The 19,107-nt window shown below is 60.2% G+C and carries 16 protein-coding genes, 1 other RNA gene and 1 riboswitch; of the genes, 7 read left to right on the forward strand and 10 right to left on the reverse strand.

Going from position 1 to position 19,107, the window contains the following annotated elements:
* Positions 1-11 precede the first annotated feature (11 nt).
* Positions 12-1,367, forward strand: coding sequence for an oxygen-independent coproporphyrinogen III oxidase (gene hemN / locus GOV80_RS04485; protein WP_170783022.1), 1,356 nt, complete (start codon positions 12-14; stop codon positions 1,365-1,367).
* Between the two features lie 205 nt (positions 1,368-1,572).
* Positions 1,573-3,501, forward strand: a complete 1,929-nt coding sequence (locus tag GOV80_RS04490; protein ID WP_170783023.1) for an elongation factor G — start codon at positions 1,573-1,575, stop codon at positions 3,499-3,501.
* Between the two features lie 19 nt (positions 3,502-3,520).
* On the opposite strand, the gene GOV80_RS04495 is transcribed toward GOV80_RS04490, so the two are convergent.
* The 5 genes from GOV80_RS04495 to GOV80_RS04515 all read right to left on the reverse strand — a co-directional run bounded on the left by GOV80_RS04495 (position 3,521) and on the right by GOV80_RS04515 (position 9,881).
* A complete protein-coding gene (locus tag GOV80_RS04495) occupies positions 3,521-5,098 on the reverse strand; it encodes an ABC transporter ATP-binding protein (RefSeq protein ID WP_170783024.1) in 1,578 nt (525 codons plus the stop codon).
* A complete protein-coding gene (locus GOV80_RS04500) occupies positions 5,095-6,201 on the reverse strand; it encodes an ABC transporter permease (RefSeq protein ID WP_170783025.1) in 1,107 nt (368 codons plus the stop codon). Before GOV80_RS04500 ends, GOV80_RS04495 begins: the two co-directional genes overlap by 4 nt.
* Positions 6,202-7,287, reverse strand: coding sequence for a microcin C ABC transporter permease YejB (locus GOV80_RS04505; RefSeq protein WP_170774684.1), 1,086 nt, complete (start codon positions 7,285-7,287; stop codon positions 6,202-6,204).
* A 9-nt stretch (positions 7,288-7,296) separates the two neighbouring features.
* Positions 7,297-9,201 carry an extracellular solute-binding protein gene (locus GOV80_RS04510; protein ID WP_237215651.1) on the reverse strand — a complete coding sequence of 635 codons (1,905 nt, stop codon included), beginning with the start codon at positions 9,199-9,201 and terminating at the stop codon, positions 7,297-7,299.
* 170 nt (positions 9,202-9,371) lie between these two features.
* On the reverse strand, positions 9,372-9,881 hold the full coding sequence (locus tag GOV80_RS04515; RefSeq protein ID WP_170775003.1) for a c-type cytochrome: 510 nt from the start codon (positions 9,879-9,881) through the stop codon (positions 9,372-9,374).
* Positions 9,882-10,000: 119 nt separating this feature from the next.
* On the opposite strand from GOV80_RS04515, the gene GOV80_RS04520 reads away from it, so the two are divergent.
* Positions 10,001-10,831 (forward strand): prephenate dehydratase, encoded by an 831-nt coding sequence (locus tag GOV80_RS04520; protein WP_170774687.1) that lies wholly within the window; start codon positions 10,001-10,003, stop codon positions 10,829-10,831.
* Here GOV80_RS04520 and GOV80_RS04525 read toward each other — a convergent pair.
* From GOV80_RS04525 to nudC, 3 genes are read right to left on the reverse strand one after another with little or no spacing between them, the layout of a single operon-like run.
* Positions 10,821-11,285, reverse strand: coding sequence for a GNAT family N-acetyltransferase (locus tag GOV80_RS04525; RefSeq protein WP_170783027.1), 465 nt, complete (start codon positions 11,283-11,285; stop codon positions 10,821-10,823). The genes GOV80_RS04520 and GOV80_RS04525 overlap by 11 nt on opposite strands.
* 7 nt (positions 11,286-11,292) lie before the next feature.
* Positions 11,293-11,760: an SRPBCC family protein gene (locus tag GOV80_RS04530; RefSeq protein ID WP_170783028.1), complete on the reverse strand. Its 468-nt coding sequence runs from the start codon at positions 11,758-11,760 to the stop codon at positions 11,293-11,295.
* A 40-nt stretch (positions 11,761-11,800) separates the two neighbouring features.
* Entirely contained in the window at positions 11,801-12,781 is a 981-nt protein-coding gene (nudC, locus tag GOV80_RS04535; protein ID WP_170783029.1) for an NAD(+) diphosphatase, read from the reverse strand.
* Positions 12,782-12,961: 180 nt separating this feature from the next.
* On the opposite strand from nudC, the gene GOV80_RS04540 reads away from it, so the two are divergent.
* Together GOV80_RS04540 and ffs are read left to right on the forward strand one after the other, a co-directional pair.
* Positions 12,962-14,803, forward strand: coding sequence for a bifunctional 2',3'-cyclic-nucleotide 2'-phosphodiesterase/3'-nucleotidase (locus GOV80_RS04540; RefSeq protein ID WP_336510120.1), 1,842 nt, complete (start codon positions 12,962-12,964; stop codon positions 14,801-14,803).
* 39 nt (positions 14,804-14,842) lie between these two features.
* An RNA gene (gene ffs / locus GOV80_RS04545) (signal recognition particle sRNA small type) lies at positions 14,843-14,941 on the forward strand.
* On the opposite strand, the gene GOV80_RS04550 is transcribed toward ffs, so the two are convergent.
* Positions 14,936-15,814, reverse strand: coding sequence for an alpha/beta hydrolase family protein (locus GOV80_RS04550; RefSeq protein ID WP_170783031.1), 879 nt, complete (start codon positions 15,812-15,814; stop codon positions 14,936-14,938). The two genes, ffs and GOV80_RS04550, sit on opposite strands and share 6 nt — an antisense overlap.
* 136 nt (positions 15,815-15,950) lie before the next feature.
* A riboswitch (cobalamin riboswitch) is annotated at positions 15,951-16,171 on the forward strand.
* An 84-nt stretch (positions 16,172-16,255) separates the two neighbouring features.
* Between GOV80_RS04550 and GOV80_RS04555 the strand changes: the two genes are divergently transcribed.
* Positions 16,256-16,663 (forward strand): hypothetical protein, encoded by a 408-nt coding sequence (locus tag GOV80_RS04555; RefSeq protein WP_170783032.1) that lies wholly within the window; start codon positions 16,256-16,258, stop codon positions 16,661-16,663.
* Between the two features lie 2 nt (positions 16,664-16,665).
* On the opposite strand, the gene GOV80_RS04560 is transcribed toward GOV80_RS04555, so the two are convergent.
* Complete coding sequence (locus GOV80_RS04560; protein ID WP_170783033.1) at positions 16,666-17,163, reverse strand: protein-tyrosine phosphatase family protein; 498 nt, start codon at positions 17,161-17,163, stop codon at positions 16,666-16,668.
* Positions 17,164-17,301: 138 nt separating this feature from the next.
* Here GOV80_RS04560 and GOV80_RS04565 point away from each other — a divergent pair, with 138 nt between their 5' ends.
* Positions 17,302-19,053, forward strand: coding sequence for a DNA polymerase III subunit gamma/tau (locus GOV80_RS04565; RefSeq protein WP_170783034.1), 1,752 nt, complete (start codon positions 17,302-17,304; stop codon positions 19,051-19,053).
* The last annotated feature ends 54 nt before the right edge of the window (positions 19,054-19,107 follow it).

Raw genomic sequence — 19,107 nt, forward strand, 5'->3', positions numbered from 1 at the left:
ACGGTACCGTCATGATAGTTAAACCACAACTGGCACAGCTTGGACTATTTGACGCGAAAGTCCCGCGTTATACAAGCTATCCCACTGCCCCGCACTTCAGCAACGACGTAGGGTCAAGCCTTTATGGCGACTGGATTTCCGGCATCAAACCCGGAAGTTCGATCTCGTTGTATATCCATGTTCCATTCTGCCGCAGACTGTGCTGGTTCTGCGCCTGCCGGACGCAAGGCACCCAAACCGACAATCCGGTCATCGCCTACGTGGATGTCCTCAAGGCCGAGCTGGACCTGCTGGCCGCGCGCCTGCCCGAGGGCGTGACCCTGTCGCGGCTGCATTGGGGTGGCGGCACGCCCACCTTGCTGAACCCCGACCTGATGCGCGATCTGGCCGCCCACATTCTCGACGTGGTCCCACTTGGCCCTGATGCCGAGTTCTCGGTCGAGATCGACCCGAACGAGATTGACGAGGCCCGACTGGATGCCCTGGCAGAGGCGGGCTTGAACCGTGCGTCGATTGGGGTTCAGGACTTCGATGATGAAATCCAAAAGACCATCGGTCGCATCCAAAGCTATGACACAACACGCAAAGCGGCCGAAATGATCCGCGAACGGGGCATCCATAGTCTGAACGCCGATATCCTCTATGGTCTGCCGCATCAGACCAAAACGCGGATGACGGAAAGCGTACAGAAGCTGCTGTCGCTCAACCCCGACCGGGTTGCGCTGTATGGCTACGCCCATGTGCCGTGGATGGCAAAGCGGCAGCAGATGATCCCGTCCGACGCGCTGCCTACACCTGAACAGCGTCTGGACCTGTTCGACACCGCCCGCCGCCTGTTCATGTGGGACAATTACGCCGAAATCGGCATCGATCACTTTGCCACGCAGGAAGACGGCCTGACCCGTGCCCTGAAGACCGGGAAGCTGAAGCGGAACTTCCAGGGCTATACCGATGATCAGGCAGAGGTTCTGATCGGTGTCGGCGCCAGCTCGATCTCGCGCTTCCCGCAGGGCTATGCCCAGAACGCTCCGGCCACATCGGCGCATACCAAGGCGATCCGCGAAGGGCGGTTCTCGACCTCGCGCGGGCATCTGTTCAAGGGGCAGGACGTGCTGAGATCACGCCTGATCGAAGCGTTGATGTGCGATTTCCAGATCAATTCGGCCGAGATTTTGCGCGACCATGACATCTCGGCCAGTGAGTTGAACCAGATGTATCAGTCGGCCAATGCTGCCTTCGGCAATTTGCTCAGCATTACCGAAGAAGGGCTATTCATCCCGCCCGAAGCGCGCCCTCTGACCCGAATGATTGCCCGCAGCTTTGATGCCTATGACCTCAGCAAGGCCGGGCACAGTTCGGCGATCTGACCCCTTTCCCGGTGGGTCCCTACGCGGGCCTGCCCATGCATACCCGCACAGGGGCTTGACGCAGGCCTCTGGTTTTCTCCACACTTGGGCTGTGCGTATCGCACCCTGAGGCAGGTGAATTCGCAGACAGTTCTTGCCGACGCATCCGCGCCGGACAGCCCTTTTCGTGCAGGTATTTCTGCAACCTGAAAGAGGGACAGCACTCATGCGCGTTTTCACCGTCCTCGGCCCCAGCCAATCGGGCAAAACCACTCTGGTCGAGGCCATCAGCCGCCTCGACGGGCGGCCCACCACATTCGACGTATCCGGAACCGTGCATGTGCACGGTTTTTCTTACTTGGACGAGCCATGGTGTGCCATCGACGTCGACGGAGGCGGCGACAACCTGGGCTATGTCGGCCCCGCCATGGCCATTTCGGACGCAGCAGTGGTGGTCGTCCCACCCGACCCGGATGCAGCGGTCCTGTGTGCGCCCTATCTGCGCCTTGTGGAAGAGGCAGGCATTCCTTGTTTTCTGTTCATCAACCGCATGGACAGCCCCAATGGCCGCATCCGCGATATCATCTCGGCACTGCAGACCTATTGCACGCACCACATCGCCTTGCGACAGGTGCCCATCCGCGAAGGTGACACGATTGTCGGTGCGGTCGATCTGATCTCGGAGCGGGCGTGGAAGTATCAGGAAGGCCAACCCTCGGCCCTGATCGAGCTGCCGCAATCCGTTGAAGATCGCGAACAAGAGGCGCGGACCGAACTGCTGGAAACGCTGTCGGACTTCGACGATCACCTGCTGGAGCAACTGATCGAAGACAAACAGCCCCCCAGTGGCGAGATTTACGATCTGGCGGCACAGGTTTTGCAAAACCACCAACTGATCCCCGCCTGTTTGGGGGCCGCCAGCCACGGCAACGGCCTGACCCGGCTGATGAAGGCCCTGCGGCACGAAGCGCCCGAGTTCAACATCGCCGCCGACCGCGACGAGGCCGCCGAGAATGCCCGCGCCATTGCAGGCTTTGCCGATGTGAAAAAGCATATCGGCAAGATCATCGTGCTGCGCGGGCTTGGTGACGGCGTCAAGGCCCACGAAGCGTTGGGCGGCGAAACCGTCGGCAACCTGACGACGCTGGATGCCAAAACCCAGATCGCCACGCTGGAGGCTGGACAAATCGGATTGGCGGTGAAATCCGACCATCTGAATCCCGGTAATATCTATGACAGCAAGGGCGCAACCGCCCTGCCGGAATGGGCCTGGTCCCATCCGGCCGCGCATCGTCAGGTCGTCTCACCATCGCATGAGCGGGACGATGTACGTCTGTCCAACGCATTGGCACGGCTGGTCGAGATCGACCCCGGCCTGCATCTGGATCAGGACGAGCTGAGTGGTCATTCGGTACTGGGCTCGCAAGGTCCGCAGCACATGCGCCGCGTGACGGCGAAGCTGGCCGAGGATTTCGGTATCGAGATCGAGGCCGACCCGGTCGAGACCGCCTATCGCGAGACTATCCGTGCGCCCGTCGAACATCGCCACCGCCACCGTAAGCAATCCGGCGGGGCGGGGCAGTTTGCCGATGTAGTGATCTCAATCGCGCCGATGCCGCGTGGCGCGGGGTTCCAGTTTGAAGAGGTAGTCAAAGGCGGCGCGGTTCCGCGCAACTACATCCCTTCGGTCGAGCATGGTGCGAAAGACGCGCTGGTGCAGGGGCCCGAGGGCTTCCCTGTTGTCGATGTCAAAGTCACGTTGAGCGACGGTAAACATCACAACGTGGACAGTTCCGACTATGCCTTCCGCACAGCAGGCAAGAACGCGGTGCGCGAGGCCTTGCCACAGGCCAAGCCCGTGGTGCTGCAACCGATCCTGAATGCGGAGATCCACCTGCCCTCGGATTTCGTGGGCGATCTGGTGCCCACAATCAGTTCACTACAGGGGCAAGTTCTTGGGTTCGAGGGCAATCCCAACGCCTCGGGCTGGGAAATCTTCAACGCTCAGCTTCCCGCCGTGGCGCAGGACGAGTTGCACCGCAGCCTGGCCAGCGCCACGCGTGGCACAGGATGGGTCAAGCTTAGCTTTGATCACTATGAAGAGTTACGCGGCCCGGTTCCCAAAGCAGCGGTCCGGGAGACAGCCAACGCCTGACACATGGCGCGGGCTGTTTTCAGCCCGCTGCCGCAATCAGTTCGCGGGTATATTCTGTCTGGGCATTCTCAAATAGGTCTTCAGCCGCACCCATCTCGACCACGTCACCGTTGCGCATGACGATCACGTTGTGCGACATGGCGCGCACAACCTTTAGGTCGTGGCTGATGAACAGATAGGCCAGCCCGTATTTGCGCTGTAGATCGCGTAGCAGATCGACGATCTGCACCTGCACTGTCATGTCCAGCGCGCTTGTCGGTTCATCCAGAACCAGCAGCTTGGGCCGCAGGATCATCGCGCGGGCAATGGCAATGCGCTGACGTTGCCCGCCCGAAAACTCATGCGGGTAACGGTCCATCGCGGCAGGGTCGAGACCCACCTCGGTCATCACTTCGGCCACCAGATCACGGGGCGCGCGGTGCGGGTCGACGTTGTGGATCGCCAACCCCTCGGCAATGATCTGCATGCAGGTCATACGCGGGCTGAGGCTGCCGAACGGGTCCTGAAACACGATCTGCATATCCTTGCGCAGCCGTCGCAGCTCGCGCGTGGACCAGCGGCGCACATCCTGATCGCGGAAGGTGATCCCACCCTCGGACGCGATCAGTCGCATGATCGCCAGTGCCAATGTCGTCTTGCCCGAGCCGCTTTCGCCCACGATGCCCAGCGTCTCACCCGCCCGCACGCTGAGCGTGGCGTCGTTCACAGCCTTCACGTGACCCACGGTTCGTTTCAGCAAGCCGCGCTGAATCGGGAACCAAACCTTCAGGTGATCAGTGCGCGCGACCTCTTCGGCGTCAGTCGCCACAGGATCGGGATGACCCGAAGGTTCGGCGGCCAGCAATTTGCGCGTATAGGGATGCTGCGGGTTATCGAAGATCTCGGATGTCACGCCGGATTCCACGATCTCGCCATCCTTCATCACGCAAACCCGGTCAGCGATCCGGCGCACGATGCCAAGGTCATGGGTGATGAACAGCATCCCCATATTCTCGGATTTCTGCAATTCGGCCAGCAGTTCCAGGATTTGCGCCTGAATGGTCACATCTAGCGCTGTTGTGGGCTCATCCGCGATCAGGATGTCGGGTTTGTTGGCCAGCGCCATGGCGATCATGACCCGCTGACGTTGTCCGCCGGACAGTTGGTGCGGGTAGCTGTCCAAACGCTCGCGCGGGTCGCGGATGCCAACCTTGGTCAGCAGCTCGACAATCCGTTCGCGCGCGGCGTCCCCTGTGACGCCCTGATGCAGCGCAAGCGATTCCGCCATCTGTTTCTGGATCGTGTGCAACGGGTTCAGCGAGGTCATCGGCTCTTGGAAGATAAAGCTGATATCGTTGCCGCGCACATCCATCAGCTTGGCTGGCGCGGCGCCGATCATCTCATCCCCGTCATAGGTGACCGAGCCTTCGACAATCGCGCTGTCGCCCAACAGCGACACGGTGCTGAGCGCGGTCACCGACTTCCCCGAGCCGGATTCGCCCACCAGTGCAACCGTTTCCCCGCGATCCACGGTGAACGACACGCCTTTGACCGCATCAGAGACCTGCCCGTCCTGCTTGAACGAGACCTTGAGGTTTTTCACATCCAAAAGGCTCATGAGAAGGTCTTTCTGGGATCAAACGCATCCCGCACGCCTTCAAAGATGAAGACCAGCAGCGACAGCATGATGGCAAAGGTGAAAAACGCGGTGAAAGCCAGCCACGGCGCTTGCAGGTTCTGTTTCGCTTGCAAAGTCAGCTCACCCAGCGACGGAGCCGAGGACGGCAGGCCAAACCCTAGAAAGTCCAGCGAGGCCAACCCGGCAATCGTACCTGTGACAATGAAGGGCATGAAGGTCAGCGTGGCTACCATCGCGTTGGGCAGCATATGGCGGAACATGATGGTCATGTTGCCCACACCCAGCGCCCGCGCCGCCCGCACATATTCAAGGTTGCGCGCCCGCAGGAATTCGGCCCGGACCACGCCGACAAGGCCGGTCCAACTAAACAGAATCATCAGCGCCACCAGTAGCCAGAAACTTCGGCCCAGAATGGCGAACATGATGATGATCACGTAAAGTGAGGGCGTGGCCGACCAGATCTCGATCACGCGTTGGAAAATCAGGTCGAGCCAGCCACCAAAGAAGCCCTGAATGGCCCCTGCAAAAATGCCTATGATGCTGGCCGCGCCGGTGACCATCAGTGTGAACAGGATCGACAGGCGGAACCCGTAAATCACCCGTGCCAGCACATCGCGCTTGGTGTCATCCGTGCCCAGCAGGTTCTGCCCGTTGGGCGGCAGCGGAGCCGCGCCGGGGCGATCCACGCTGGTGTTGAAGGAATAGGGGATCAGCGGCCAGATAGCCCAGCCACGCTCGAACCCTTCGGCCTCGTATGTTCCGGCCTGAATTTGTTCAATGATGCCTTCGGGATCGTCAAAGCAATCTTCGATCCCGCCGCTGTCGATCAGACACTGAACCTCGGGGTCGCGATAGATCGCCTCGGTCTGGAAGTCGCCGCCAAAGGCCGTTTCGGGATAGAAGTTGAAGATCGGCGTGAAATACTCACCCCGGTAGTTCACCAGAATGGGTTTGTCATTGGCAATGAATTCGGCAAACAACGACAGGCCGAACAGCACCGAGAAGATGATCAGCGACCAGAAGGCCCGTCCGTTTCGGCGGAAATTGCGCCAGCGGCGCTGGTTGAGTGGGGACAGTGCCATTTACCCCTCCCGCTTTTCGAAATCGATGCGCGGGTCGACCAGCACATACATCAGGTCGCTGATGATGCCGACAACCAGCCCCATCAGACCAAAGATGAACAGTGTCCCAAAGATCACCGGATAGTCGCGCGCCACTGCGGCCTCGAATCCCAGACGGCCCAGACCGTCCAGCGAGAAGATCGTCTCGATAATGATTGACCCACCAAAGAACACGCCAATGAACACTGCCGGGAAACCCGCGATCACGATCAGCATCGCGTTACGGAACACGTGACCATAGAGCACCCTGCGCTCGTTCAGGCCCTTGGCGCGGGCGGTCATCACATATTGTTTTTTGATCTCATCTAGAAACGAGTTCTTGGTCAGCAAGGTCAGCGTCGCAAAGGCCGAGATTGTCAGCGCAATGATCGGCAAAGCAATATGCCAGAAATAGTCCAATACCTTGCCCACAGCGCTGAGGTCATCCCAATTGTCCGAGGTCAGCCCCCGCAGCGGGAAAATCTGCCAGTAGGAGCCGCCGGCGAACAGCACCAGCAACAAGATCGCAAACAGGAAACCGGGGATGGCATAGGCCACGATGATTGCCCCGCTGGTCCAGGTATCAAAGGTCGAACCATCCTTCATCGCCTTGCGAATTCCCAACGGGATCGACACCAGATAAGCAATCAACGTTGACCACAGCCCCAACGAGATCGACACTGGCATTTTCTCCAGCACCAGATCAATCACGCTGATCGACCGGAAATAGCTCTCGCCGAAATCCAGCGTCAGATAGTTGCCCATCATGTCCAGAAACCGCTCGACCGGAGGTTTGTCGAATCCGAATTCTTTTTCCAACTCTTCGATGAACTCGGGCGGCAGCCCACGCGCACCGATATAGCGGTCATTCGCGCCGCCGGTTTGCTGCTCGATATCGCTGCCGCCGCCGGCAATGCCTTCGAACACATCACCCCCACCTTCCATCTGGGCGATAATCTGTTCAATCGGGCCGCCCGGAACGAACTGAACCAGCGTAAAGTTGACGATCATAATCCCAAGCAAAGTAGGGATGACCAGCAACAGACGTCTTAGAATATATGCTCCCATGAGGGCGGATTACCTCAAGGCGCCCGAGGATTTCAACTCGGCTTCTTTCTCGGCGTTGATCCACCACAGGTCCTCGACGCCCAGCGCATAGGGCGGCAGATTCGCAGGGTGCTCGTACATGTCCCAGTAGGCGACCCAGTATTTACCCAGATACCAGGTGGGAACCATGATCCGCTTGGCCCGCAGCACACGATCCAGCGCCCGCACATTGGCGTGCAGTTCTTCGCTGTCAGTCGCGGCGACGATATTGTCGATCAGCGGTTCGATATCGGGGCCATGCGCGCCCGACGGGTTAAACACCGAATACGCGGCTGCCTCAGTCCCGAACTGCTGATAGAGCCCTGTGGATGGCTGCAACGAGGTCGGATAGCCGCCAAAGATCATGTCGAAATCCCGATCCCGACGGCGCAGTGTGAACTGAGCGTTGTCGACCCGGTTATAGGTCGCATCAATCCCCATGGCGCGCAGGTTGTCGACAAATGGTTGGATAATCCGATCCAAAGTGGGCTGGTCCGACAGAAACTCGATCTTCAGAACTTCGCCATTGTCATTGCTGCGGATGCCGTTGTCTCCGACTTTCCAGCCCGCCTCATCCAACAGTTGCATCGCAGCACGCAGGTTGCGGCGGTCATTCTGACGGGCCGGGCGCGAGTCATGGGCCGAGACCGGTTCTTCGGTCAGCACAGCAGGGTCCACCGCATCGCCTAGACTTTGCAGCACCTCAAGCTCACGCCCTTCGGGCAGGCCGGTTGCCTCAAGATGCGTGCCTTGCCAGAACGAATCGCGCTGCTGGAACAGGCCATATTGCAGGCTTTCATTGGTCCATTCGAAGTTATAGCCCAGTTGAACCGCCTCGCGCACGCGGGGGTCCTGAAACTGAGGTCGGTCAAGGTTCATGATAAAACCAGAGGCCGACGGGACGTTGCCGTCCTCAAGCTCGACCCGCAGGACACTGCCATTTGCAATCGCCGGGAAGTCATAAGCCGTCGCCCAGCTTTTCGAGTTGTTTTCCTGCCGAAGAGTGAATGTTCCGGCCTTGAACCCCTCCATCGCGGCAATCGAGTCGCTGAAATACTCGATGCGGATGGTGTCATAGTTGTTCCGACCCACATTCACATTGATCTCATCGCCCCAATAGTCGGGATTGCGCTTGTAAACGATGCGTCGGTTGATGTCGTAGCTGTCCAGAAGATAGGGGGCCGACCCGATGCCTGGTTCAAGGCGAGATTTGTCCAGACGGCGGTTTTCCGGGTCTGCCTCGAACCACGCCTTGGAAAACACCGGCGTGCCACCAACCTGAGAGATCAGCGCCCGGCGCGGGATATCAGGGGCAAAGTAGAATTTTACGCGATGTTCATCCAATGCCTCGGCGCGGGGGATACGCTTGCGAACGGCCTCGGCGTAAGATTTCAAACCCTGATCTAAAAGCAGATTGTGAGAAAACACGACGTCCTCTGCCGTGACTGGCGTTCCATCAGAAAACCGTGCCTCGGGCCGCATATTGAAAATGACCCATTCCTGACTTTCCGGGTATTCGAGACTCTCCGCCAGCAAGCCGTAATACGAGGCAGGCTCGTCATAAGATTCGATCAACAGGGATTCGTATTGGTCTGCGGATCGTGCGCCCGCTCGCCCCTGCCGGGTGAAGGGATTGAAACTGTCAAACGTGCCCTGCGCGGCATAGGAAAGCTCTCCTCCGCGCGGGGCGTTCGGGTTGACGTAGGCGAAATGCGCAAAGCCTTCGGGATATTTTAGATCACCAAATTCCGAGAAACCGTGACTTTTGATGATCGTTTCCTCGGCCCGCCCCGGCAGTGCCATCAACATCACCATGACCATACCGGCCATCAGAGCCCAAAGCCCGCCTCTGAAATCCAATACACGCGCCTGAACGATTTCCCGGTTGGACCTCATGTTGCTCATCCCCTGTTGCATCACGTGTTTTAATCTTGCGTTCGCCAGCTAAAATACCAGCACTTACAAATTCAAGTTTAGAATGCGTGAGCGCTTTGTGAAGTTCTGTTTAGACAAAAAAAGCCGCTGCACGGGGCAGCGGCCTTTGTTTTTTCGGGTTATTCGCAGGATCAGTTGCCGATGGTCTGCAAATAGGCAATCAGGTCGGCACGCTCTTGCGGCTTTTTCAGGCCCGCGAAGCTCATGGATGTGCCGGAAATATAGGCGCTCGGGCGCTCAAGGAAGGCGTCCAGCGCTTCGGGTGTCCAGTTGCCGCCATGGGCCTGCATCGAGGCCGAGTAGCCGGTGAAGCCATTGGCCGACGCGACCGGACGGTCAACGATGCCATACAGATAAGGGCCTGTGCCGTTCGCGCCGTCTTCCAGCTTGTGGCAAGCGGTGCATTTACGGAAAACGCGTGCGCCTTTTTCCGGGTCGGCTGCGGCCAGCAGGTCTTCGAACACCACTTCCTCACCGTCGGCGCTTTCGCCTGCGCTTTCGGTTTCAATGATGTACGAGGCCGTCTCGCCATGACCATCGGCATGGTACAGGCCTTCGGCGGCCCATTTGGCCAGAAGCAGCACCAGGAAGGTGCCAAACAGGCCTGCGGCGGCCTTGGTAACTGTCATCGTGTCGAACATTGATCGCGAGTCCATTTCAGCTGTCTGCGGGGTGTCTAAGGCTTCCCCTGACAAGAGGCAAGGTATAGACACCGCGACTAAACGCCCAATTCTGGAACTTGTTGCACGGAATCGACCAAATGACCAAACGTATCGCATTTCAGGGGGAGCCCGGCGCCTATAGTCACGAGGCCTGCCGTAACGCACGCCCCGATATGGAGGCCCTGCCCTGCCGCACTTTCGAGGATGTGATCGAATCGGTGCGCTCGGGCGCGGCGGATCTGGCGATGCTGCCGGTTGAGAACACGACCTATGGGCGCGTGGCCGATATCCACCGCCTGCTGCCTCATAGCGGGCTGCACATCATTGATGAGGCCTTTGTCCGCGTCCATATCAACCTGCTGGCCGTTCCGGGTGCCACGCTGGACGACATTACCGAGGCCCATTCCCATCTGGTTCTGCTGCCCCAATGCGCGGGCTTTTTGAAACAGCACAACATCCACGGGCGCGTCAGCCCCGATAATGCCCGCGCCGCGCGCGAAGTGTCCGAACAGGGCGAACTTCACTCGGCCGCGCTGGCCAGCGAACTGGCCGGAGAGATTTATGGCCTCAACGTTCTGGCCCGACATATCGAGGACAATGACGACAACACCACCCGCTTCCTTGTAATGTCACGCGAGGAAGACCGCACGCGACGCGGTGAACACGGAATGATCACCAGCTTCGTCTTTCAGGTCCGCAACATCCCTGCCGCGCTTTACAAAGCGATGGGCGGGTTTGCCACGAATGGGATCAACATGACCAAGCTGGAAAGCTATATGGTCGACGGCTCATTCACCGCCACGCAGTTCTATGCCGATATCGTGGGGCACCCCGACGACCGCAATGTGCAGCTGGCGATGGAAGAGCTGGAGCATTTCACCACAAATGTCGAAGTGCTAGGCGTTTACCCGGCGGCGGTCACAAGGTGAAGGATTTGCAGCGCGCGCCGTCAATTCGGCGGTAGTCCACGAACCCCATTGCCTGATAATAGGCCAGCCCTTCCGCATTGTTGACGCCGATCGTCGCGTCGATCGCCACAAGGCCTGCCGCACGGGCAGCTTTCAGGGTTTCCTGAAACAACGCCCGCCCGACCCCGCGCCGAGCCGTCGAAGGGCGAATATGCGTGCCGATCAATCCCCAGCCGACAGGCGCGCCATAGGGGTTGCCCTCTACCGCTTGCTTCAGCGATTGAAACCCCAGCACCTCGTCCCCGTCCAACGCCAGAAGGCACTGAATCTGACCGGGATGAGAGACATAGTGCGTTTCGGCGAACCCGGCATCTGCCGGTTTGCTGCGCTTGTCTGCCAAAACAAGGGCTTGCAACACTCCAGCAATACCCGGCGCGTCGTATGAGGTTGCCTGCCTCAGGATCAGATCGCTCATATCGGTTTTACGACCCGTGCAGGTGTCGTTCCTCCATCTCGCGGGCGAATTCGGTCAGTCGGGATTGGAACCGGGCCCGGAACCGCGATTTGCCCAGCCGCAGCGATTGCAGAAACAGCCGCGCGGGCAGGGATTTGGCCGTCAGCGTTACATCCACGCTTAACCGGGTACGGCGTTGGGACAGAGCCAGAAGATCAACCTCCGTGACACCGCCGACCCCTTTGCCGATTGCCTCGAACCGTATTCGCGCGGGCGGGTCGCTGTGTGCCATTGTTATCTCAACATGGCGTGGCTTGCCCCGCAGGGTGAAATCGGCCTGCCATTTGGTGCCCGGCACCACCCCCATGTGGCCGGACAGCCGCCGCACCTCGATCCCGCGGCGCATGGCCATACGTTCGAACCGTTCGAAATCGGCGACCATTTCGAAAACGGCGTTGATCGGTGCCTGAATATCTTCCTGTATTGCGAACTGCATTCCGACCTTTGGTTCGTTGATCTATTGTGTCTCTATTTCGTCAGTCCAGCGTATCAGCAAGCCAGTTCTGCAACAGGAAATGTGCAATGGCTCCTTTACGGGCAGGTTTCAGAACCGGGTGCTCACCGGCAAAAGCCTGCATCATCTCAGATTTGCTGACCCACATAGCATCTTCAATTTCAACGGGGTCAATCGAGATGTCACGCGACAGCGCCTGGCCCGCGCAACCAAACATCAAAGAGGCCGGGAAGGGCCAGGGCTGGCTGGACAGATAGGTGACAGCGCCGACGGGCACGCCCGCCTCTTCGAACACTTCGCGGCGCACAGCAGCTTCGAGCGTTTCGCCGGGATCGACAAAACCCGCCAGCAGCGAATACATCCCCTCGGGCCAACCCGGAGACCGCCCCATAAGTACCGAGTCCCCATGGGTGATCAGCATGATCACCACCGGGTCCGTGCGCGGAAAATGCTGGCCGCTGCACGTGGGACAGCTTCGTTGCCATCCGGCCTGCGTCATCGCGCTGGCCGCGCCGCAGCGGGCGCAGAATTTATGGGTTTCGTGCCAGCCGATTACCGCCTTGGCGGTCGCCGCAAGCTCGGCATCACGCGGGGACAGCCACGTCATGATCCGGCGCAGCTCGGCAAATACGAACCTGTCTGGCAGGTCAGGATGCTGCTGTTCCGAGCCATCCACGAAACCACCTACTTCAGACAAATCCTGCCCGTCAGGCTCCCAATTCGAGATATCGGCAGCAAAGACCGGGACACCATCTGACAGGCCCAGAAAAATCAGCCCATCCGCAACTCCGCCCGGTCCGTTTTCGACCAGCGCATGAGTCACCGGGATCAGACCCAACCGATCCGAAGCCTCACCCTCTACAAGGGGTTTGCCGCGCCATATCAGCAGGCATTTGGCATTCGGGTCCGCCACCAGGCCAGCCAGCGCGTCATCATCGCCCCGAATATGCGCCGCACGGTCCAGCCCTGATCCGCCGAACGTCACAAACTCTGCATTCTTCATTGCATGCCCCCCAGATTGTGCGCATAGGGCTGCCACGATGGTTCTGGGGTTGCAATGGGTATTCATGGAACTCCGAAAAAACACCCGCTGCCGCTGAAAGACCGCAGGTCCGCCTTGAAAATTGCACGCAACACTCTTTTTGTTGAAAATGATTAATATAAAACTGCCTAAAGTAGAGTAGTGCCAACTTTTCCTTCCTCTCAAACCGTCCAACTGCGGATTCTGGCCACCTCCGATCTGCATATGAATCTGACGGCATATGACTATTACACTGACAGGCACGAACCGACGATTGGCCTGACCCGGACCGCAGACCTGATCCGCAAGGCCCGAAGCGAGGTACAGGACGGGTTGGTTCTGCTGGTAGACAATGGCGACTCGGTCCAGGGCACGCCGCTGGGCGACTGGGCCGTGGCTCAACACCCCGAGCGCCATGTTCTGATGCAGGCCTTCGACCTTCTGGGCTACGATGCTATAGGGCTGGGCAATCACGATTATGGCTTTGGTCTGGACGTGCTGGACCGGATCATGCGGCAGGCCCCCTGCCCTGTTCTGTGCAGCAATGCCCACAAATCCTCCAGCCCGCAGGTCTGGCAGGAGCACACGATTGTCAGGCGTCAGGTCGAAATCCAAGGGCACGCGTACGAGCTTGCAATCGGCATATTCTCGGTCCTGCCACCCCAGACCGCAAAATGGGAGGCGCACAAGCTGGCAGGTGCAGTTCAGATCGGCGACATCCTTGACTGTGCGCGCCGCAAAGTCGCTGAACTGCACGAACTGGGCTGCGATATCGTTGTGGCGCTGGCGCATACGGGGTTCGGTCCGGCGCAAGACACGCCCGGCATGGAAAACGCGTTGGTACCGTTGGCCGCCATCGACGGGATCGACGCCATTGCGGGCGGGCATTCCCATATGGTTTTTCCCAGCCCTGAACAAGAATACAGCGGCTATATCGACGTTGATCGCGGGCTGGTGCACAGCACCCCCGTCGTGATGCCCGGTGCGGCGGGGTCATATCTGGGCGTCATCGATCTGACCCTCGGCACATCACTGGACGACCGATGGCAGGTACTTCATGGACACGCGCAGGTGCGTTCGGTTTCGACAGAGGCGTCAGATGAAGACGCCGCACTGACGCAGCTACTTGCCACCGGCCACGCCGAGACGCGGCGGCGGGTGGCCGAACCTGTGGGACAGGTACAGCAGCACATGCACAGCTATTTCAGCTTTTGCGGCTATGACCGGGGCTTGGCTTTCGTGGCCGCCGCTCAAACCGCCGGGTTGCGACCTTTTTTGAAGGATACGGACTATCGGGACTGCCCAATCCTGTCTGCCGTGTCCCCGTCGAAATTCGGCGGGCGTGCCGGGCCTCGGTTCTTTACCGACGTCCCGGCCGGGGAAATCTGCCTGCGCCATGTGACGGACTTGAACGTCTTTCCCGATGAGATGATGGCCGTCGCCGTCACCGGTTCGCAAATCGAAGACTGGCTGGAAATGTCCGCAGGCGTCTTTGAAAGGATGATTCCCGGCCAACGATGCGATCTGCTGGCCTCGGACCGCGCGGGGCACAATTTTGACGTCCTGCATGGGCTGACATACCGGATCGACCTTAGCCAGCCCGCCCGTTTTGGTGCAGATGGGGCACTTTTGCACCCATCGGCCCGCCGCGTCCGCGAGATTCGTTTTGAAGGCCAACCCTTGGATCCAGAGCAGACCTTTGTGGTGGCGTTGAATAATTACCGCGCTAATGGCGGTGGGCACTTCCCCTTTGTCGGGCAGGCCACGCGCATTCCACTACCGATTCTGCCCATACAAGATCTGGTCAAAAACTACGTGGCTGCCGGGCCTCATTCCGGCACTGTGTTCGAGCGTCCGTTCCGTCTGTCCCCCGTGGCCGGGGCGTTGGCGGTTCTGCGTACAGGCCACAAGGCCTGGCAGCATCTGGACGACATCACCGAATTTGCACCCAACATCGCTGGAGAGGACGAGGCCGGTTTTCTGCTGATCCATTTGACGCTCTGACGGGTTGTCATTTGTCCCGCACTTGCCTATATCGCGTGCTGAGAGGTTGGCGCGGGCGAGCGCCTCGCCAACCTGGTCAGGTCCGGAAGGAAGCAGCCACAACGAGCCCCGCTTGGGTCGATGTCCAACCTCTCACTTATCTGCCACATGATCCTGGGCAATAAGCTGCGGCCAGACCGCTGCGTTGCGGCGCGCGAACACGCCGATATGCCCGATCTCTTTCACCCCGAAATCGGACGGTGACAACAGCCGACGCCGCGCATTCGGGCCATAAAGCTCGGCCAGACGCCACACCGCTTTGGGCGGCACCACCTGATCGTCGTCGAATGCGATCAGATCGACCGGCACATCCTGCCCGGCCCAGTGCGCCTCGGGCAGGGTCTTGCCCAAATCGGGCAGGTAGTTCGTCGGTGCCGTGCACCATTTACGCCACTGCCAGTAGACCCGCGCGGGCAGGTCAGCCCCAAAGCCCAAAGCCCTGCCCGGCAAATACCCCGCCGCTTTGACAACCAACGGCGCATGGCCGTACCAGAACAACCCCGCCAGCGCCTTGTACGGCCACGGGTGATCAGACAGAGTGACCAGCCCAGAGCAAACACAGATCATGCGGTCAATCTGCGCGATATCCGGTTGAACCGGGCCCAACATTCCGCCAACGGAATGGCCGATGCTCCATTGTTCCGCGTCCGGGAAACGTTTGCGCATTTCTGCGCGGGCAGCGGGCATGTCGATCAGCGCCCAGTCCGCCATAGTTACCTGCGAGTCCTGCAATCGGCCGGTCAGGGAATGGCCGAAATCCCGATAATCATAGGTCAGACAAGCCATGCCCTGCTCGGCCGCCAGCCAATGGGCAAAATGCTGATAATAGTCGCGGGGCACGCCGGTCGCTGCATGGATCACCACAACTGTTTTGGGAGGCAAGGCAGGTAGATAGAGCCGCCCCGACAGCATCGCTGAACCAGACGGAAACTGGACATCTTCGGTCAAAACAGGATGCGTATTGTCCAACATCGCCCGCGCCTCACACTCTAAACTGTTTAGTTCACCTGTGCAGTCGGCCCTGTTCCGGCATCAGAGTCAAGCCGTAGGGAGATTGACCCCGCGTCGCGCCGGGTTTCAATGGCGCTTGACTCGAAGCCCGCTCAACCGTTAGCGGTGGCGTGATGGTTCTCGTCCCCGGTCACGGGGCGGGATGAAAAGGGAACACGGTGCGATCCTGCCCGGCATTGCCGGAACGGATCAAGGCCGAGACTGCCCCCGCAACTGTAAGCGGTGAGCAATGCCGAGATACCACTGGCCGATAGGCTGGGAAGGTCGGCAAAGCCACGACCCGCAAGTCAGGAGACCTGCCATCGAACGAAAACCGAAACTCGGGCGGGGTGTCCGGGACAGGTCGTCAGCACGCTGTCACACCTGATCCATGCCCCTCGTCCAGCGCGCGGAGGGCGCATCATGATCTGGAAGACCAAGACCCACGAATTCACCGCGACGGTATGCCAAAAGACAGGCGCCCCCTGCCCGGCACTGGCCCGAATGGCACGTGCCCTGACGGATGCAATGGCCACGGCCCGTCCGGCAACAACCGATGCGTTCGAGATCGAAGGCAGCAGCGACTTGACCCATTGCGCCGAAGGGTGCTCGGCCCGGTTTCGCGCCCAACCCGATCAGATCCGGGTGTTCTGCGGTGTGGCCGCCGACACTCCGGCCGAGCGGCTGGATCGCTATGCGGATATGTTGTTCGGAGCAGATTTCACCGCCCACGCAGCCAGCCTCTTGGCGACACCACCCTGCGCGATGATGGAAGTGGTTACCACGGCGCCCCAGCCAGCCGCGCCGACCGAACACCAGCTTTCAGCCTGAATTCAGCTGCCCGTCCGGGCCGCCGAAGTGGCCCAAACCATCTGTGCCTCGGTCTCGACGGCGCAGGGACGTACTGTCCGTAGCATCTGCAAAGCGGTATCTGCGGGCAGTCCGCTATCTGTCATCAACCGCAAAGCAACCATACCCGATCGCCCGCAGCCGCCCCGACAATGGACCAAAACGCCTCCGCCGCCGGACAGCAGCGCACGGGCCCGCTGGCTGACATTGGACCAAATGGCCTGTATCCGCGCATCCGGCGCACCAAAATCCTGGACCGGCAGGTGAGCCCATTCGACCCCGCGCCGCTCCAGATCGCCACCGAACGCCGCCGCTCCCAGGTTTTTCATCTCAGAGCTTGTGGTCATTGAAATCACCAGATCCGGTCGCCAGTCCTGAACCGCCTTCAGATCGGTCGCATAGGCACCGACTGCGCCGGGCAGCGGAGATATCCCCAGACGACCCTGCCCCAGTCGCAGGGAATAGATGGCGAAATTATCCATGGCACGTTCCGATCGATCTGTACCGATGATGTATCGCCTGCGTCCTTGCTTGCAAATCGAATTTCCTGCGCTGCTGCTGTGGACGTGGGCGGCAGGGGTCACTACGCTGCATCGGACTCCGAATCCGACAGAGCAGATATGACCGACACGCCCAGCCCCGCCTATCAGGTTCTTGCCCGCAAATACCGCCCGGAAACCTTCGCCGATCTAGTCGGTCAGGACGCCATGGTACGCACGCTGAAAAACGCGTTCGAGGCGGATCGAATTGCGCAAGCCTTTATCATGACCGGCATTCGCGGCACCGGCAAAACCACCACGGCCCGTATCATCGCCAAGGGTATGAACTGCATCGGCCCCGATGGCGAGGGCAAGCCGACCACCGAACCCTGCGGCCAGTGCGAACATTGTGTGGCCATTATGGAGGGCCGCCATGTGGACGTGATGGAGATGGACGCCGCCAGCCGCACCGGCGTCAATGATATTCGCGAGATCATCGACAGCGTCCGCTACCGCGCGGCCTCGGCCCGCTACAAGATCTACATCATCGACGAGGTCCACATGCTGTCGACCAGCGCCTTCAACGCGCTGCTCAAGACGCTTGAGGAACCACCCGAGCATGTGAAATTCATCTTTGCCACCACCGAAATTCGTAAAGTACCCGTGACGGTTCTGTCGCGTTGCCAGCGGTTCGACCTGCGCCGGATCGAACCCGAAGACATGATCGGCTTGCTGCGCCGCATTGCCGATGCCGAAGGTGCGCAAATCGCCGAGGACGCGATGGCGTTGATCACCCGCGCGGCCGAAGGCTCGGCGCGGGATGCGACCTCTCTGCTGGATCAGGCGATTTCACACGGTGCGGGGGAAACCAGCGCCGATCAGGTGCGTGCGATGCTGGGTCTAGCCGACCGTGGCCGAGTGCTGGACCTGATGGACATGATCCTGCGCGGCGACGCCGCCGGGGCGCTTACTGAGCTTGGCGCGCAATATGCCGAAGGCGCCGACCCGCTGGCCGTGCTACGCGATCTGGCCGAGATCACCCATTGGGTCTCGGTCGTGAAAATCACGCCGGATGCCGCCGAAGACCCGACCGTGTCCCCCGACGAACGCGCGCGCGGTCAGCAAATGGCAGAGGCCCTGCCGATGCGCGTCCTGACCCGTATGTGGCAGATGTTATTGAAGGCTCTGGAAGAGGTCTCAGCCGCCCCCAACGCCATGATGGCCGCCGAGATGGCCGTGATCCGCCTGACCCATGTTGCCGACCTGCCCAGCCCGGAAGAGTTGATCAAACGTTTGCAAGACACCCCGCCTCCGTCACCCAATGGCGGACCCGGCGGCGGAATGAGCGCCCCACCGCACGCCGTGCAGGCCCCCGTGGCCTCTGCCTATGCGCCACACGTCCGCGGCGGAGCAGGTGCACCGACGGCGGCACTGGCGCAGGATGTGCAGACGGCTCTGGCCCGCTACCCGACCTTCGAACATGTGGTCGAACTGATCCGCACCAACCGGGATGTGAAACTGCTGGTCGAGGTCGAAAACGGTGTCCGGCTGGTTTCGTACCAACCCGGACGGATCGAATTCACACCGACGGACTCGGCCCCAACCGACCTGGCCGCTCGCATGGGTACCGCACTGCAACGCTGGACCGGCAATCGGTGGGCGGTGACGATTGTCGCCAACGGTAAGGCAGCAACCATCGCCGAAATCCGCGACGCCGCCGATCTGGCGTTGAAAGCCGAGGCGGAACAGCACCCGCTGGTGCGGGCGGTGCTGGCTCAATTCCCCAAAGCCAAGATCAAACGCATCGAAACCCCCGAAGAACGCGCCGCCAAGGTCGAAACCGAAGCCCTGCCCGAGGTCGAAGACGAATGGGACCCGTTCGAGGAGGACTAACCCTCCCACGCCTGCCATGGGCCATCGGCTGACGCCGATACCCCTGAGCGACCT

This window comes from Ruegeria lacuscaerulensis, from assembly GCF_013034685.1.
Taxonomy (GTDB): Bacteria; Pseudomonadota; Alphaproteobacteria; order Rhodobacterales; family Rhodobacteraceae; genus Ruegeria; species Ruegeria lacuscaerulensis_B.

Bases quoted from the DNA above. Each gene is read 5' to 3' on its own strand.
- hemN (WP_170783022.1), top strand. From the start codon at position 12: ATGATAGTTAAACCACAACTGGCACAGCTTGGACTATTTGACGCGAAA.
- GOV80_RS04530 (WP_170783028.1), bottom strand. From the start codon at position 11,760: ATGCAGTTCGCAATACAGGAAGATATTCAGGCACCGATCAACGCCGTT.
- GOV80_RS04490 (WP_170783023.1), top strand. From the start codon at position 1,573: ATGCGCGTTTTCACCGTCCTCGGCCCCAGCCAATCGGGCAAAACCACT.
- GOV80_RS04550 (WP_170783031.1), bottom strand. From the start codon at position 15,814: ATGTTGGACAATACGCATCCTGTTTTGACCGAAGATGTCCAGTTTCCG.
- GOV80_RS04560 (WP_170783033.1), bottom strand. From the start codon at position 17,163: ATGGATAATTTCGCCATCTATTCCCTGCGACTGGGGCAGGGTCGTCTG.
- GOV80_RS04500 (WP_170783025.1), bottom strand. From the start codon at position 6,201: ATGGCACTGTCCCCACTCAACCAGCGCCGCTGGCGCAATTTCCGCCGA.
- nudC (WP_170783029.1), bottom strand. From the start codon at position 12,781: ATGAAGAATGCAGAGTTTGTGACGTTCGGCGGATCAGGGCTGGACCGT.
- GOV80_RS04525 (WP_170783027.1), bottom strand. From the start codon at position 11,285: ATGAGCGATCTGATCCTGAGGCAGGCAACCTCATACGACGCGCCGGGT.
- GOV80_RS04565 (WP_170783034.1), top strand. From the start codon at position 17,302: ATGACCGACACGCCCAGCCCCGCCTATCAGGTTCTTGCCCGCAAATAC.
- GOV80_RS04510 (WP_237215651.1), bottom strand. From the start codon at position 9,201: ATGAGGTCCAACCGGGAAATCGTTCAGGCGCGTGTATTGGATTTCAGA.
- GOV80_RS04515 (WP_170775003.1), bottom strand. From the start codon at position 9,881: ATGTTCGACACGATGACAGTTACCAAGGCCGCCGCAGGCCTGTTTGGC.
- GOV80_RS04555 (WP_170783032.1), top strand. From the start codon at position 16,256: ATGATCTGGAAGACCAAGACCCACGAATTCACCGCGACGGTATGCCAA.
- GOV80_RS04495 (WP_170783024.1), bottom strand. From the start codon at position 5,098: ATGAGCCTTTTGGATGTGAAAAACCTCAAGGTCTCGTTCAAGCAGGAC.
- GOV80_RS04505 (WP_170774684.1), bottom strand. From the start codon at position 7,287: ATGGGAGCATATATTCTAAGACGTCTGTTGCTGGTCATCCCTACTTTG.
- GOV80_RS04520 (WP_170774687.1), top strand. From the start codon at position 10,001: ATGACCAAACGTATCGCATTTCAGGGGGAGCCCGGCGCCTATAGTCAC.